Source organism: Candidatus Accumulibacter contiguus, assembly GCF_012940005.1.
GTDB lineage: Bacteria > Pseudomonadota > Gammaproteobacteria > Burkholderiales > Rhodocyclaceae > Accumulibacter > Accumulibacter contiguus.
The window spans coordinates 1-14,318 of the sequence record NZ_SPMX01000029.1; the positions used below are offsets into that span (position 1 = coordinate 1).

16 protein-coding genes are annotated in these 14,318 nt (G+C 63.3%); 8 read left to right on the top strand and 8 right to left on the bottom strand.

All coding sequences use genetic code 11. The features are described 5' to 3' along the window. The 3 genes from E4Q08_RS11480 to E4Q08_RS11490 form a co-directional block, all read left to right on the top strand. Nucleotides 1-318, top strand: a 318-nt coding sequence (locus E4Q08_RS11480) for an IS66 family transposase (RefSeq protein WP_169070493.1), incomplete at its 5' end; no start/stop codon positions are given. 124 nt (nt 319-442) lie between these two features. Further along, on the top strand, nt 443-616 hold the full coding sequence (locus E4Q08_RS11485; protein ID WP_169070494.1) for a hypothetical protein: 174 nt from the start codon (nt 443-445) through the stop codon (nt 614-616). A 414-nt stretch (nt 617-1,030) separates the two neighbouring features. Further along, nucleotides 1,031-2,008, top strand: coding sequence for an alpha/beta hydrolase (locus E4Q08_RS11490; RefSeq protein ID WP_169070495.1), 978 nt, complete (start codon nt 1,031-1,033; stop codon nt 2,006-2,008). A gap of 32 nt (nt 2,009-2,040) precedes the next feature. On the opposite strand, the gene E4Q08_RS24735 is transcribed toward E4Q08_RS11490, so the two are convergent. Beyond that, entirely contained in the window at nt 2,041-2,373 is a 333-nt protein-coding gene (locus tag E4Q08_RS24735; protein WP_248594857.1) for a hypothetical protein, read from the bottom strand. Nucleotides 2,374-2,476: 103 nt separating this feature from the next. Here E4Q08_RS24735 and flgA point away from each other — a divergent pair, with 103 nt between their 5' ends. From flgA to E4Q08_RS11510, 4 genes are all read left to right on the top strand, one after another. Next, nucleotides 2,477-2,884, top strand: a complete 408-nt coding sequence (gene flgA, locus E4Q08_RS11495) for a flagellar basal body P-ring formation chaperone FlgA (RefSeq protein WP_308240121.1) — start codon at nt 2,477-2,479, stop codon at nt 2,882-2,884. A gap of 147 nt (nt 2,885-3,031) precedes the next feature. Next, nucleotides 3,032-3,313, top strand: coding sequence for a flagellar biosynthesis anti-sigma factor FlgM (gene flgM, locus E4Q08_RS11500; RefSeq protein WP_034916317.1), 282 nt, complete (start codon nt 3,032-3,034; stop codon nt 3,311-3,313). Between the two features lie 14 nt (nt 3,314-3,327). After that, nucleotides 3,328-3,801 carry a flagella synthesis protein FlgN gene (locus tag E4Q08_RS11505; protein ID WP_169070496.1) on the top strand — a complete coding sequence of 158 codons (474 nt, stop codon included), beginning with the start codon at nt 3,328-3,330 and terminating at the stop codon, nt 3,799-3,801. A 20-nt stretch (nt 3,802-3,821) separates the two neighbouring features. Further along, entirely contained in the window at nt 3,822-4,433 is a 612-nt protein-coding gene (locus E4Q08_RS11510; RefSeq protein WP_034916321.1) for an NUDIX domain-containing protein, read from the top strand. A 98-nt stretch (nt 4,434-4,531) separates the two neighbouring features. On the opposite strand, the gene E4Q08_RS11515 is transcribed toward E4Q08_RS11510, so the two are convergent. The 7 genes from E4Q08_RS11515 to smc all read right to left on the bottom strand — a co-directional run bounded on the left by E4Q08_RS11515 (nt 4,532) and on the right by smc (nt 13,708). Further along, a complete protein-coding gene (locus E4Q08_RS11515) occupies nt 4,532-5,023 on the bottom strand; it encodes a low molecular weight protein-tyrosine-phosphatase (protein WP_034916323.1) in 492 nt (163 codons plus the stop codon). A 51-nt stretch (nt 5,024-5,074) separates the two neighbouring features. After that, a complete protein-coding gene (locus E4Q08_RS11520) occupies nt 5,075-5,608 on the bottom strand; it encodes a peptide deformylase (protein WP_034916325.1) in 534 nt (177 codons plus the stop codon). Beyond that, nucleotides 5,601-6,344, bottom strand: coding sequence for an S-methyl-5'-thioinosine phosphorylase (locus E4Q08_RS11525; RefSeq protein ID WP_034916327.1), 744 nt, complete (start codon nt 6,342-6,344; stop codon nt 5,601-5,603). Before E4Q08_RS11525 ends, E4Q08_RS11520 begins: the two co-directional genes overlap by 8 nt. Before the next feature lies 1 nt (nt 6,345). Next, the gene (locus E4Q08_RS11530) at nt 6,346-6,894 is read right to left on the bottom strand and encodes a hypoxanthine-guanine phosphoribosyltransferase (RefSeq protein ID WP_034916329.1); all 549 of its coding nucleotides are present in this window, start codon (nt 6,892-6,894) and stop codon (nt 6,346-6,348) included. A 76-nt stretch (nt 6,895-6,970) separates the two neighbouring features. Then, on the bottom strand, nt 6,971-8,992 hold the full coding sequence (ligA, locus tag E4Q08_RS11535; RefSeq protein WP_034916334.1) for an NAD-dependent DNA ligase LigA: 2,022 nt from the start codon (nt 8,990-8,992) through the stop codon (nt 6,971-6,973). A gap of 16 nt (nt 8,993-9,008) precedes the next feature. Next, nucleotides 9,009-10,193, bottom strand: coding sequence for a cell division protein ZipA C-terminal FtsZ-binding domain-containing protein (locus E4Q08_RS11540; RefSeq protein WP_169070497.1), 1,185 nt, complete (start codon nt 10,191-10,193; stop codon nt 9,009-9,011). An 8-nt stretch (nt 10,194-10,201) separates the two neighbouring features. Continuing rightward, on the bottom strand, nt 10,202-13,708 hold the full coding sequence (smc, locus tag E4Q08_RS11545) for a chromosome segregation protein SMC (RefSeq protein ID WP_169070530.1): 3,507 nt from the start codon (nt 13,706-13,708) through the stop codon (nt 10,202-10,204). Nucleotides 13,709-13,897: 189 nt separating this feature from the next. Between smc and queF the strand changes: the two genes are divergently transcribed. Further along, nucleotides 13,898-14,317 (top strand): preQ(1) synthase, encoded by a 420-nt coding sequence (queF, locus tag E4Q08_RS11550; protein ID WP_034916797.1) that lies wholly within the window; start codon nt 13,898-13,900, stop codon nt 14,315-14,317. Nucleotide 14,318: the final 1 nt, after the last annotated feature.

Sequence of the window (14,318 nt, forward strand, 5' to 3'; positions counted from 1 at the left end):
CCACCCTCGGGCAAACGCGGGCGTCCCCGGCAAAGCAAGGCGACGAACCTCCTCCTGCGCTTGCGCACCTACACCGACGATGTCTGGCGCTTTGCCACGGATCCCGGCGTTCCGTTCACCAACAACCTGGCCGAGCAAGCCGTGCGCATGTCCAAGGTCAAACAGAAAGTCTCCGGCGGCTTCCGGACCAAGAAGGGGGCCGATGCCTACTGCATCATTCACTCGTATCTCGCAACCATGCACAAGCAGGGCGCCAATCTCTTCCACGCCCTGATCCTCACTTTCCAGGGCCAGCCCCCTCAGCCTCGCCTCGCTTGAGCTTCGGCGTGGTCGCCCTGAGTAGTTACCATCACCGAACGTATACTCAAAAAAGGCCATTCTGCATCGGAAGAACGCGCTCTTCTATCGCACGTTGAACGGCGCGCGCGTCGGTGATCTGTTCATGACCCTGATCCATACCGCCGAACTCCACAAGATCGAGCCGTTCCACTACCTCGTTTCCCTGCTGCGCCACTCGGGCAAGGTGGCGCTCGATCCGGCGGCCTGGATGCCCTGGAACTATAGCGAAGCCCTCGCACACGCCGAGGCGGAGAGTACCGAACCTCCGCCGGACTAACCCGGCAGCGCAACGATCTCCAACGTTCCGAACGGAAGCGAACGCCGGGTTGCCGCTGGGGCTTGCCTGCGCACGGCCGCGGGGCCGCGCGCCACCCGTGGCGGTCACCGCGGATCAGCCACCGCGCGGCTGAGGCCCGCGCGACCGGGGTTTCGCAGCGTTGCCGAAAGGACACGTTGGGTCAGCCTGCGTGATCGGCGGATTGATCGGTCGGCTGGCACAACCGCCGAGCAGGAACACAACAGCCAGCAGACAGCGGGTGGGCAATGAAGTCATCGTTTGGCCAAGTAGATCATGGAAGATGTGATTCTATCCTGTCTGGCCTCAGCCGAATCTTTTGCGATCAGGGCGCCGCGATGTCTCCACAACCCCGCAATTTCGCGTAGCCTGTACCCACGACAGGACAGCCATGCCATGCACAGCGAACCGACCTACCTCCACACGATCGAAATTGGCCCCAGTTGGCGGACGCGCGCGCTGAACGGCCTGCTGCGGCTGACGATGCGCCGGCGGCTGACCCAGGAATCCGATGTCGCCGCCTTGCGGTGTGAATACGAGGAGATCGACACCCGCTATTTTCGCCTCGCGCCCGACGTGCTGCGCACGCCGGTCGACTGCAGCGGTGTTTCGGCCGAGTGGATCACAGTCCCCGGTAGCCGCGACGAGCGGGTCATCCTCTACCTGCACGGCGGGTCATTCGCGTTCCGCTTCCCCAACGCGCACGCGGCGTTGGTGTCGCGCCTGTGCCGGCGCCTCGGCGCGCGCGCCCTCCTCCCCGATTACCGGCTGGCGCCGGAGCACCCGTTTCCGGCAGCGCCGGACGATTGCCATCGCGCTTACCGAGCGCTCCTTGCACAGGGGTTGAATCCCCAAAGCATCGTGCTCGCCGGCGATTCCGCGGGCGGAAATCTGGCTCTGGTAACGATCCACCGAGCAAGAGCGGCCGGCGAACCCTTGCCGAGCTGCACCGTCCTGCTCTCACCAGCGCTCGACTGCACGCTCACCAGCCCCAGCATGGCTGATTACGACGGCGAGGACCCGATGCTCCAGCTGAGCACCCTGCTGGTCCTGCGTCGGTGTTATGTGCAATCGCCTCAGCAGTACATCGACCCCGAAGTGTCGCCACTGTTCGCAGATTTTCACGGCTTTCCGCCGCTGTTCCTGCAAGCTGGCAGCAGCGAAATGCTGCGCGATGAAGCGATTCGCGCCGCCGAAAGGGCGCACGCAGCGGGTGTGGACGTCGAGCTCGAGATCTGGCCCGGCGTGCCGCACGCATTCCAGATGGCGGATTTTCTTCCCGAGGCAACCCTGGCGATCGATCACATCGCGCACTTCGTGCAGATGCACACTGGATGGAGCGAGGCGAATGCGCGGCCCGTTCCGGCTGACTGAACCCTGATCAGGCTGCCCATAGTCCCAAGCAGTTACTTCGCAAAGTGGTCGCTCCAGCGGTGAAAGCAGGGGCTTCCAGCAAACGGCTCCGATTCGACCGGGTCATGCGTCAGGGCTGCCCAAGGACACGCATCCTTCGCCGGCCAGGCAGATTCAGGCAGAATGGCGGGATGCGTATTTCTCCCGTTTTCCAGTCCCTCGGCAGATTGCCGAAGCAACTCCTCATGCTGCTCGCCTTCGCGAGTAATGGCGTGCTTGGCCAAGCCTCCTTGTCGACTGCCCTCGATGAGTTTCTGCGTATCCAGACGCAAGGATTGCCGGGCAAAGTCAGTTATAGCGTCGGGCAACTTGATCAACACGCCCAAAAAAACGCCATGCATCGCCTTCGAGCCCTTCCTGCAACCGGGAAGTCGGTTGTGGGGCAATGCAATGGTTGGCATACGCTGCCTTGCCCCGAAAGCATGGACCGTGTATGTACCCGTACAGGTCAGGATCGCGGGTAACTATCTGGTCACGGCACGCCAGCTAACACCCGGCCAGGTCGTAAACAGCGCCGACCTGCGCGCGCAAAGTGGTGATCTCGGTGCGCTGCCGGCCAGCGTCGTGACCGACCCAGCGCAGGCCATCGGCAAAACCGTCAGGAACGGCATTGCGGCAGGTCAGCCGCTGCGCAGCGATCTGTTGAGCGCGCCATGGCTTGTTCAGCAAGGGCAAAGCGTCAAGCTGCTGTCGAGAGGGGCAGGGTTCACGGTCAGCAACGAGGGGAAGGCGCTGAACAACGCCACGGAAGGCCAGATTGCGCAGGTTCGAACAGCTTCCGGACAGGTCGTCAGTGGCGTCGCCCGTAGCCCTGGCGTCGTCGAGGTGTCGTATTGAGGTGTCGTATTGATATGCAGACTTCTTCCCGCCGGATAGTACGCGGGGACGCGGAGTGTATTTTTCTGTATTTTGAAAAAGAATGTTAAAGTTCAGCCGCTATCCGCCGATACCTGGGTTGAGTACAACCGTCTAAAAGGCACGACCGTGAAGATCGACCGCACAAGCAGCACCGCCATCACTGCCACCGAGATGCGTCCTCGCACCAGCGGCAGCCAGCCCGCAACACGCTCTGCCACGGAAGTTCACCTCAGTGAACTCGCCGGACAGCTGCAGTCCCCCGGTGAGGCATCGACCTTCGATGCTGCTCGGGTTTCTGAAATCAAGCAGGCAATCGCCGAAGGCCGCTTCACGATCAATTCCGGGGCGATTGCCGACCGGCTGATCGCGTCTGCCAGCGAACTCGTCGCTTCCTCCAGGCAGGCCTGATTCCCTGAGCCTTGATGGCGACGACGACGGGTTTCCTGCCTACGGTTGAGGCGGAAGTCGCCGCGGCAAGGCGCTTTGTCAGCCTGCTCGAACTTGAGCAGGAGATGCTCACCAAAGGTGAGGTTGATCATCTGCTGGCCCTGGTACAGCAGAAGAACGAGCTTGCCCTGACCCTGGCGACGCTCGCCGAGCAGCGCCACCAGGCGCTTGCCGCAGAGGGCCTGAAAGCGGATCGCCTTGGCGTGTCCGCCTGGTTTGCCGCTCATCCGACAGCAAGCCGTGCTCGCGCCGCCTGGTCCTCGCTGCTGTCCATTGCCAGCCAGGCCCGTGAACTGAATCGCCTGAATGGCGAATTGATCCAGATGCGCATGCAACACAACGCGCAGGCACTCGAAGCACTCCTGGGAACCCACAATGCCCTCGGCCTGTATGGCCCGGATGGGCAGAACACCCTGCCCAGCGGCCCACGCATCAGCGACAGCGCGTAGCGCGCGTTGGGGAGGCAGACATGCGCGAGCAGGATGTTGAGATTCTCGAACAGGAAATTTGCTATCAGGGCTTCTACCGGCTGGAGCGCTGGCGGCTGCGCCACCGCTTGTTCGCCGGCGGCATGAGCCCGGCGATCGTTCGCGAGACCATCGAGAAGGGAGACGTCGCGGCAGTCCTGCTCTACGACCCGCAGCGCGATGAAGTGGTGATGATCGAGCAGTTTCGCATTGGCGCCCGTGCTGACCCGCGCGGGCCCTGGCTGCTGGAGATCGTCGCCGGTCTGATCGAAGATGGCGAAACTCCGGCCGAGGTGGCACGCCGCGAGGCGATGGAAGAAACTGGCTGCATGCTGATCGATCTATTGCCAATCAGCACTTTCTATACCAGCCCGGCCAAGACCTCGCAGCGCACCCATCTCTACCTGGGACGCGTCGACAGCAGCAGTGCCGGCGGCATTCACGGTCTGCCACATGAGGGAGAGGACATCCGCGTCGTCTGCCTTGCTGCTGCGCAGGCGGTCGCCCTGTCCGAGCAGGGGTGCACCGACTCCGCCTGGCCACTGATCGCCCTGTTGTGGTTCGCCCGCCACCGCGAAGAAGTGCGTGAACGCTGGCTGGCCGGACCCGGCTAGTGTGCAGCCGTTCACAAAGAATTGGCCGCCTCGCGGTTGTCGTGCAATCGCCTGCGTGCATCCTCCTTGCCAATACGGCAGAACGAAGCAGTTCCGCCCTATCGCAAGCCCCGCCGGCGTACAAAATCAGCCAACAAACCTGACGCCGCCAACTCGCAAAGATCGAGCACCCGTTCGAATCCCGAGTCGGCACCGTAATACGGATCGGGAACTTCGTTGATTCCGAGACCTGGAGCATAATCGAGAAAAAAGCCCAGCTTCGACCGGTTTTCCTCGGAGCTCTGACGTTGCAGAGCGAACAGATTGGCCTCGTCCATCGCCAGAATCCGGTCGAAACGATCAAAATCGGCGTCGATGACCGAGCGTGCGCGCAATCGGGAGAGATCGTATCCCCGCCTGGCCGCGATCCGGCGCGCACGCACATCCGGCGCTTCGCCAGCGTGGTAATGACCGTGCGTACCTGCCGAGTCGAGCAACAGCATCGCCGCCAGGCCCTGCTGCTGCGCCATCGTTCGCGTCACCGCTTCCGCGATCGGTGAACGACAGATATTGCCCATGCAGACAAAGAGAATCCGGTATGGCTCTGCCACGGTTCGTGTCCTCCGCAAAAATGCATTCCGCGCTGCTCAGGTCAAGCCTGGCTATTCGAGCGCACCGCCGCCACCACCAGGAAAAAGCTCTTCGACGAAACCGAAGCGGCTGAAGTCCCTGATCCGCATCGGATAGAGAATGCCGTCGAGGTGGTCGCATTCGTGTTGCACCACGCGCGCATGGAAACCAGTGACGCTGCGGTCGATCGCCCGACCGAAAGCGTCGAAACCGGTATAACGTAGCTGGCTCCAGCGCGGCACCCAGCCGCGCAGACCGGGAACCGAGAGGCAGCCTTCCCAGCCCTCTTCGATCGTCGGCGCAAGCGGCGTCAGCACCGGATTGATCAACACTGTCCTCGGCACCTGCTCGGCATCCGGGTAGCGCGGATTGCCATCGACACCGAAGATCACCACCCGTAGACCGACACCGATCTGCGGCGCGGCCAGACCGGCGCCATCGAGGTGGCGCATGGTTTCCTGGAGGTCAATGATCAGCGCGTGCAGTTGCGGCGTGTTGAACTGCTCTACCAGTCTGGCCTTCTGCCACAGGCGCGGGTCGCCCATTCTGAGAACGGATCTAATCATCGCTCGTCAGCATCTTCTCGATAATCGCATGTACCTGCTGCATCGCCCCTTCCAGGACGGTGTGAATGGCGTCCATGCAGATTGCCTCGCGGCTGTCGCCGCGTCCCGCGGCGTAGTTGGCGACCACGTTGATCGCCGCATAGGGAATTGCCAGTTCGCGTGCCAGCACCGCTTCCGGCATGCCGGTCATGCCGACCACATCGGCGCCATCACGTTCGAGCCGGTTGATCTCGGCGGCCGTTTCCAGGCGCGGCCCCTGCGTTGCTGCATAGACCGCCTCGTCACTGACCCTGATCTCGAGCGCTGCGGCCGCGGCGCCAATTTGCCTGCGCAGAACAAAATCATAGGGCTCGGTGAAGTCGACGTGCGTGACTGCACTGTGCGGCCCTTCGTGGAAGGTCGAGTGGCGAGCCCAGGTGTAATCGATGATCTGGTGCGGGATCACCAGATCGCCTGGCCTGAGGTCGGAACGAATGCTGCCGACCGCCGCCACCGCGACGATCCCAACTGGCGCACACATGCGCAGAGCCCAGAGATTCGCTCGATAGTTTACCTGATGCGGTGGAATCGTATGTTCGTCGCCGTGACGCGCCAGAAAGACCAGCGGCCGGCCACAGAGATGGCCAAAGGTCAGCGCCGCCGAGGGATCGCCATAAGGCGTCGCCACCTGCCGGCGCTCCGCTACCTCCATCCTGACGAAGCGGGTCAGCCCGCTGCCACCGATGATCGCCAGCATCTCAATCCCCCCGCGTGGCGTAGATCGCTGGCAGGTTGCGCCAGGCGCCGCGAACGTCCATGCCATAACCGAAAAGGAAGCGGTCAGGAACACTCAGCGCGACGAAATCGGCCTGAATCGGTTTCTTCCTGCCAATCCGCTTGTCAGCAGCCACGGCCGTGTAGCAGGCAGCTGCACCCCGTGCCAGCAGGCGATCCCGAATCGCGGCCAGCGTCAGTCCTTCATCGAGGATGTCGTCGAGCACCAGGACGGTTCTGCCGCTCAGCTCGATCTCCGGCTCGACACGCCAGGACAACTCGCCACCGCTCTTTGCCTGGCCGTAACGGCTGACATGCAGGTAGTCGAAATCCAGCGGGAAGGTCAGTTGCGTCAGTAAATGGCCGGCAAAAGGAACGCCGCCCTTGAGCACACACAGCAATACCGGGTTGTGGTCACGCAGCCGTTCGCTGATCTCGCGCGCGACGCGGCGAACCGCAACATCGATGGTATCGGCCGAGTGGATGAGATCGGCCGAGGCCAGAATGGCCATCGCCTGGCGAGGGTCGATCATGGTTGCTCCCTATTGATCACAGGAAGTGAAGCGGCGCTGCTGCCGGGCCAGCACGCAATCAACACCACAAACGGGTTCATTGAGTCGTTTGCACCAGATTCAACAGCGCCAGCAACTGTTCTTCGTCGATGACCGTGACCCCCAGGGTGCGGGCTTTTTCGAGCTTGCTGCCTGCTTCGCCGCCGGCGACGACGAAATCGGTCTTCTTCGACACCGAGTTGCTGACCTTGCCGCCCGCTGCTTCGATCATCTGTCTGGCAGCATCGCGCGTCAGTGTGGGCAAGGTTCCGGTCAGCACGAACACCTTGCCGGCGCTGGCGCAGCCGGCCGGCGCCAGCACCTCGCCGTCAGGCCAGACGACTCCGGCAGCGCGCAACTGCTCGATGACTTCGAGGTTGTGCGGCTCGCTGCAGAACTGGCGGATGCATTGCGCGACAATCGGACCGACGTCGGGCACCTGCAGCAGATCTGCTTCATCAGCAGCGAGCAGACGATCGAGATTGCCGAAATGGCGCGCCAGATCCCGCGCTGTGGCCTCGCCGACATTGCGGATTCCCAGCGCGTAGATGAAGCGCGGCAGTGTCGTCTGCTTGCTCTGCTCGATCGCCGCCAGCAGATTGCTCGCCGACTTGTCGGCCATCCGTTCGAGATTGGCCAGCGCCAGCAATCCCAGCCGGTAGAGGTCGGCCGGGGTGCGCACGATGGCGCTGTCCACGAGCTGTTCGACGAGTTTGTCACCCAGCCCTTCGATATCCATCGCCCGCCGCGAAGCAAAGTGCAGCAGTGCCTGCTTGCGCTGCGCCGGGCAGTAGAGGCCGCCGCTGCAGCGCGCTACCGCCTCCTCTGCATTACGGACGACCTTCGAAGCGCATACCGGACAGCTCGTCGGCATGCTGAATTCGGGCGCCCCGGCAGGTCGCTTGTCCCGCTGCACGCGAACGATTTCGGGAATCACATCGCCTGCACGACGAACGACGACGGTATCGCCGATGCGAATGTCCTTGCGTCGTACCTCGTCCTCGTTGTGCAGGGTGGCGTTGGTCACCGTCACGCCACCGACGAAAACCGGCGCCAGCCGCGCCACCGGCGTCAGTGCGCCAGTACGGCCGACCTGAACCGAGATGTCGAGCAGTTCGGTGAGCACTTCCTCGGCCGGAAATTTGTGCGCAATCGCAAAACGCGGCGCTCGCGATACGAAACCGAGGCGTTCCTGCGCGGCCAGATCATCGAGTTTGTAGACCACGCCATCGATATCGTAAGGCAGTGACGCGCGCTGCCTGCCGATCTCGGCATAGTAGCCGAGCAGGCCGGCAAGGCCGCTGACCCGGCGCCGCGTTGCAGCGACCGGAAAACCCCAGTCGGCAAGCCGGTCGAGCAATTCCGAGTGCGTTGCCGGCAAGCCGGCCCCTTCGGCCAGGCCGATGCCATAGGCAACAAAGCGCAGCGGCCGCGTCGCCGTGATGCGCGGATCGAGCTGGCGCAGGCTGCCAGCCGCGGCATTGCGCGGGTTGACGAACTCCTTCTCCCCTTTTTCACGCTGCCGCGAATTCAGCCGTTCGAAGTCGCTGCGCCACAGCAGCACCTCGCCACGCACCTCGAGCAACGCCGGCCAGCCGCTGCCCTGCAGGTGCAGCGGAATGCTGCGCAAGGTACGCAGATTGGCAGTCACGTCCTCGCCGGTGGTGCCGTCGCCACGCGTCGCGCCGTGCAGCAGGATGCCGTCCTGGTAGGTCAGGCTGACGGCAAGGCCGTCGAACTTGGGTTCGGCCGAGTAATCGAGGTCGCCGTTGGCTGCCAGCCATTCGTGTACACGGCGGTCAAAAGCGGCGACCTCTTCGTCGGCAAAGGCATTGTTGAGCGACAACATCGGCGTCGCATGCACCAGCGCAGCAAACTCGGGCAGCGGCGCCGCGCCGACCCTTTGCGTCGGCGAATCGGGGCTCAGCAGTTCAGGGTGTTCGGCCTCCAGCGCCTGTAACTCGCGGAACAGCCGGTCGTACTCGGCATCGCTGAGCAATGGTGCATCGAGCACATAGTAGCGGTGGTTGTGCTCCTCGATCTCGACCCGCAAGGCCAGAACGCGCTCGTGGGCAGGCATGTACGGTGCTTCCAAGTCAGGAAAACAGGCGCAACGCCAGGGCACCGCCAGCCGGCAACTGGCGTGTCGCCATCGCCGTCTGGTACTGCACCACCTGCCGGCGGATCGGCTCGATGCCACCCTCCGACAGCGGCCGCCGGTTATCGTCAACCAGCGCACCGTGCAGGGAGTCGGCAAAGCGCCGTGCCAGTTCGACCATCTGGATCAAGACGCGATCGCCGTTCGCCACCCGCGGCACATCGAGCAGGAAGGTCACGCCATGCGTCGTCATGGTGCGCATCGATTCGGCCGAAAAGCCTTGCGTCTCCTGGTTGATGAGCACGAACAACAGTTTTCCTTCGTCATCAAAACGAGCAAAACGGCCTTCCGGGTCGATGGTCATTCCCGCCGATTCGGCGAGCGCACGTAACTTCGTTCCCGGAAAAACCTGCCCCTGGCTGATCACATTGACGCCGATCTGGATGTCAACGCCGGCACAGAACTCGTCGAGCTGCGCCGCCGCCTGCAAGGCCGGTTCGCGCAGCGGCAGCTCGGCAAAGCCCATCAATTCGGTCGCCAGATCCTGCATGGCGAGGTGAAAAATCGACAGGTCACCGTCGCGCACCGGACCCTGGCGATCGACCAGCTGCAACCCGATACGGATGTGCTGGTAAGCGCTGTCGGTGTCTTCGAGAATCGCTTCCCACGCGTGTTCCTGTTCGTTGAAACCGATCCAGTGCAAGGGTTTTCCCAGCCGCGCCAGAGCAGCACGCTGCGCTTCACGGATCTGGTAGGCCGCGGCCGGTTCGGAGACCTCGATTGCAGCGATGTAATCGATCGCTGGCGACAACAGGTACAAGGGCACCGTGCCCGCCTTGACCGCGGGCCTCTCCTCATCTGCACGTGTCGGTCGCGCAGTTCGCTCGCCGGCCGGCAGTGCCTCGGCATCATCGGCCGCCGCCGGCCTCATCGCGGGCCCCGCTTTCGACCCGCCTTGCGGGTGCAGCAGCGGTTCGACCCGCTCCAGACCCGGGCGCTCGGCCACGCCGGCGGCATCGTCGACCAGCGCCGCCGACTCGTCGAGCAGAACATCTGCCTGGCGAGCGCTCAACAAGGCCTCGGCGAGTTTGCGGTGCTTGTGCTCCTGCCATTTGTTGTAGGCCAGGACGCCAAGGACTGCGGCGACACCAAGGGCGATCAAACCCATCTGCAAGTCGGTCATATTCATTCCTAAACGAGTTGCTCGCGCATGCGCAGCGCTTCTTCCATATCGACTTCAACGATGCGCGAGACGCCGGATTCCTGCATGGTCACCCCGACGAGCTGTTGCGCCATCTCCATCGTGATCTTGTTGTGGCTGATGAACAGAAACTGCGTGTGTGTGGACATGCGTCGCACCATCGAGCAGAAACGTTCGGTGTTGGTATCGTCCAGCGGCGCATCGACCTCGTCAAGCAGGCAGAAAGGCGCGGGATTGAGCTGAAACATCGAGAATACCAGCGCAATCGCCGTTAATGCCTTTTCGCCGCCAGAAAGGAGATGAATGGTCGAATTCTTTTTGCCGGGTGGCTGCGCCAAGACCTGCAGGCCGGAGTCGAGAATCTCCTCGCCGGTCATGAGCAGGCGCGCCTCGCCACCGCCAAAGAGTATCGGGAACATCTCGCCGAAGCTGCGGTTGACCGAGTCATAGGTGCTCTGCAGCAAATCCCGCGTTTCCCGGTCGATGCGGCGAATCGCATTTTCCAGTGTCCCCATGGCCTGCGTCAGATCGTCCGACTGGTCATCGAGATAGCCCTTGCGTTCGCGGGCCGCTTCGAGTTCGTCGAGTGCGGCCAGGTTGACTGCGCCCAGCGCATCGATCGAGCGCTGTAACGCGGCCAGCGCACTCTGCAGGGCCGCCGGACGTGCTGCCGCGAGTTCGGGCAGCAGCGAGGATTCGTCGGCGCTGGCAGCGGCCAGTTGTGCCGCGAACTGCTCGAAATTGAGGCTGGCCGCCTGTTCCTTGAGTTTCAATTCGCCGATCCGGTTGCGCAGCGGGTCGAGGCTCTGCTCGACCTTCAGGCGCTCCTCGTCGAGTGCGCGCAGGCCATTTGCCGCGGCTTCGAGGGCATCGCGGGCGTTCGCCAGCGCGTGCTCGCGAGCGACGCGATGATCCAGTGCGACCTGCAGGCGGGGCTCCAGCTCTTCTGCCTGCAGGGCGCTGGCATTTTCCGCGCAGCGCGCCAGATCGGTGTCGATCCGCTCGATCTGCTGGCGCGCCAGCTCCCGGTTGCCGGCCAGCTCCTGCAGCTTGTTGCGGCACTCGCGTTGCGAGAACTCGGCTTCACGCAGCTCCCGTTCCGTTCCCTTGAGCTGCTCGCGCTGGTCCTGCAACGCCTGCTCGGTCTGTTCGAACCGCCCCTGCGCCGCATCGATCAGCGTCTGCAGTTCCTGCATCTGCTGGCGCTGCCGATCGATGGCTGCGTCGGCGATGTTCAGGCGTTCGCTCTCGCTCTCTTCCTCGGCGGCCATTTCGGCCAGGCTGGCGTCGATCTGCGCCTGCCGCTCATGGAATCGTTCGCTGGCCTGCGCAAGCTTCAGTGTGCTGACCTGCAGCGCGTGTGCCCGGCTCTGCAGAGCAGTCACTTGCTGGCGAGATTCGTGCAGGCTGTGCTGCACGTCGGCGAGGCGCCCCTCGATTTCGCCAAGGCCCGCCTGCGCCTGCACGACGTTTTCCTCACGCTCGGCAATCACCGTCGCCAGTGCGTCGATCTCGCGCTGGCGTTCGAGCAGGCCATGCCCATCGTTGTCCGGCGCAAACAGCGTCACACTCTGCCGGCTGACGATGTCGCCGCCGGGGGTGACGCAACAGGCGCTCGCCGCCAGGCCGTTGCGGCACGCCAGTGCAGCCGCCAGATCGGGAGCGCTGTGCACCTCGCCAAGCCAGTCGGCAAGAATCGCCGTCAATGCCGCATCGGCGCAACGAATTCGCGCCAGCAACAGTTCGTCGGCAGGCAGCGCCGGCGGTCTTACTCCGTCCAGCGGCAGCAGCAAGGTCAATTTGCCTCCCGGCCGATCCTTGCTCCACGCCGCATCGGCGGCAGCGGCGGGCAAGGCGGCCAGGCGTTCGCGCAGGACGGCTTCGACGGCATCCTCCCAGCCGGCTTCGACCTGCAGTGCTTTCCACAGCGGTTCGCCGTGCTGCAAGCCATGCCGGCGCAGCCAGTCGTCGAGCTTGCCGTTGGCCTGCAGCCGTTGCTGCAGTTGCTGCAGTGCCATCCGGCGGGCTTGCGCCTCGGCACGTTCCCTCTGCGCGTGCTGCACCTCAGCCAGAATCGTACGCCGCTGCTGCTCGAGACTCGGCAATTCATCCTGTTGTCCCTGCTGAATCTGCAGTGCCTCGGCAATACGCTCGCGCAAGTCGGTAAGCTCCTCCTGCTTGGCGGCAAGATCGACAGTCTCGGGAACCAGCAGCGCCGCGCGTTCGACTGCCAGACGTTCGCGGCGGCCGGTGACCCTCTGCAGCGAACGCAGCGCATGCCCACGATTCGCCTGTTCGACGTGCAGGCGCTGTTCGGCCTGGGTCATCTCGGCACGCTGGCGATTGACCGCCGCCAGCGCAGCAGCGTGCCTTTCCTCGGCCAGCGGCAAGCGCTCCTGGCACGCATCCAGGCGAAATTGGCCGTGTTCGACACGTTCGTCGGCAAGCGCCAGCAAATCCTGCCAGCGTTCCTCTTCGTTCGTCAGCTTGCCGGCCTGTGCCTGCCAATGCGCCCGGTCTTCGGTCAGCTGCGCCAGCCGTGTTTCATACTCGCGCCGTGATTCGCGGCGGTGACGGATCTCGGTTTCGAGACCTGCGACTTCCGCATTGGCGGCAAAAAGTTCACTCTGCGCCGCATGCACGCCGTCGCTGGCAGCAAAATGGGCTTCCCGCGCCTCCTCGAGACGCGCTTCCAGATCACGCAGGGCAGCGTTTCTGGCTTCGAGATCGATACTCGCCAAATCGATTTCACGCGCCAGTCGCTCGCGCTCGAGCTGCGCTTCATTGCGTCGCAGCAGCCACAGCAATTGCTGCTTGCGCGTCAGATCGTCGTTGTACTCGCGATACTGGCGAGCAACGCTGGCCTGACCTTCGAGCCGCTCCATCTGCGAAGCGAGCTCAAGACGAATGTCTTCGACCCGCGCCAGGTTCTCGCGCGTGTCGGCCAGCCGGTTCTCGGTTTCCCTGCGCCTTTCCTTGTAGCGGGTCACGCCGGCAGCCTCTTCGAGAAATACCCGCAGCTCGTCCGGCTTGGCCTCGATGATTCGCGAGATGGTACCCTGGCCGATGATCGCGTAGGCACGCGGTCCCAGGCCGGTGCCGAGAAAGAGGTCGGTGACATCCTTGCGACGGACATGCAGATTGTTGATGTAGTACTCGGACTGGCCATTACGCGTCAGCAGCCGCTTGACCGACAGCTCCGCATACTGTGACCACTGCCCGGAGAGACGGCCGAGCGAGTTGTCGAAGACCAGTTCGACCGCCGCTCGCGACACCGGCTTGCGGCTCCCCGAACCGTTGAAAATCACGTCCTGCATCGACTCGCCACGTAGCTCCGAAGCTTTCGATTCGCCGAGCACCCAGCGTACCGAATCCATCACATTGGACTTGCCACAACCATTCGGGCCGACCACGCCGACGAGTTGACCGGGCAGCGCAATGGTCGTCGGATCGACGAAGGATTTGAAGCCGGCAAGTTTCAGTTTGGTCAGGCGCATGAACCAGAACGCGGCCGCGGCAGCCGCCGCGCCAGAAGAGATCGGAAAAAGCATGGTTCCCAGCGAGTGTCACCCCGCACCCGGGAGGTGGACGACCCGCGAATATTCCTGCGGAATGCCATTATAAACGCTTATAATAGCATCCTGCCTGCCCGATTCGTTTCTCGCTGGATACCACTCGGAAAGACAATGAACCCAGTCTCCGCCAACACCCTCGAAACCTTCCCCAATCCGGCGCCGCAGCGGGATTTCCATATTCATATGGAAATCCCCGAATTCACCTGCCTGTGCCCGAAAACCGGCCAGCCAGATTTCGCGACCCTGCTTCTCGATTACATTCCGGACCAGACCTGTGTCGAACTCAAGAGCCTGAAACTCTACATCTGGTCTTTCCGCAACACCGGCTGCTTTCACGAGGATGTCACCAACCGCATCCTGGACGACCTGGCAAACGCCACGCAACCGCGCTACATGCGACTGACGGCACGCTTCTACGTGCGCGGCGGCGTGTTTACCACGGTGGTCGCCGATCGCCGTCAGGCGGGCTGGACGCCAGCGCCGACGGTGCAACTCGCCGACTTCTCCAGCCAATCCAACACCCGTGGCTGAG

Excerpts from the sequence above, each read along its gene's own strand:
- E4Q08_RS11485 (WP_169070494.1), top strand. The coding sequence starts at position 443 with ATGACCCTGATCCATACCGCCGAACTCCACAAGATCGAGCCGTTCCAC.
- E4Q08_RS11490 (WP_169070495.1), top strand. The coding sequence starts at position 1,031 with ATGCACAGCGAACCGACCTACCTCCACACGATCGAAATTGGCCCCAGT.
- E4Q08_RS11505 (WP_169070496.1), top strand. The coding sequence starts at position 3,328 with ATGGCGACGACGACGGGTTTCCTGCCTACGGTTGAGGCGGAAGTCGCC.
- E4Q08_RS11510 (WP_034916321.1), top strand. The coding sequence starts at position 3,822 with ATGCGCGAGCAGGATGTTGAGATTCTCGAACAGGAAATTTGCTATCAG.
- E4Q08_RS11520 (WP_034916325.1), bottom strand. The coding sequence starts at position 5,608 with ATGATTAGATCCGTTCTCAGAATGGGCGACCCGCGCCTGTGGCAGAAG.
- E4Q08_RS11525 (WP_034916327.1), bottom strand. The coding sequence starts at position 6,344 with ATGCTGGCGATCATCGGTGGCAGCGGGCTGACCCGCTTCGTCAGGATG.
- E4Q08_RS11530 (WP_034916329.1), bottom strand. The coding sequence starts at position 6,894 with ATGATCGACCCTCGCCAGGCGATGGCCATTCTGGCCTCGGCCGATCTC.
- ligA (WP_034916334.1), bottom strand. The coding sequence starts at position 8,992 with ATGCCTGCCCACGAGCGCGTTCTGGCCTTGCGGGTCGAGATCGAGGAG.
- E4Q08_RS11540 (WP_169070497.1), bottom strand. The coding sequence starts at position 10,193 with ATGACCGACTTGCAGATGGGTTTGATCGCCCTTGGTGTCGCCGCAGTC.
- smc (WP_169070530.1), bottom strand. The coding sequence starts at position 13,708 with ATGCGCCTGACCAAACTGAAACTTGCCGGCTTCAAATCCTTCGTCGAT.
- queF (WP_034916797.1), top strand. The coding sequence starts at position 13,898 with ATGAACCCAGTCTCCGCCAACACCCTCGAAACCTTCCCCAATCCGGCG.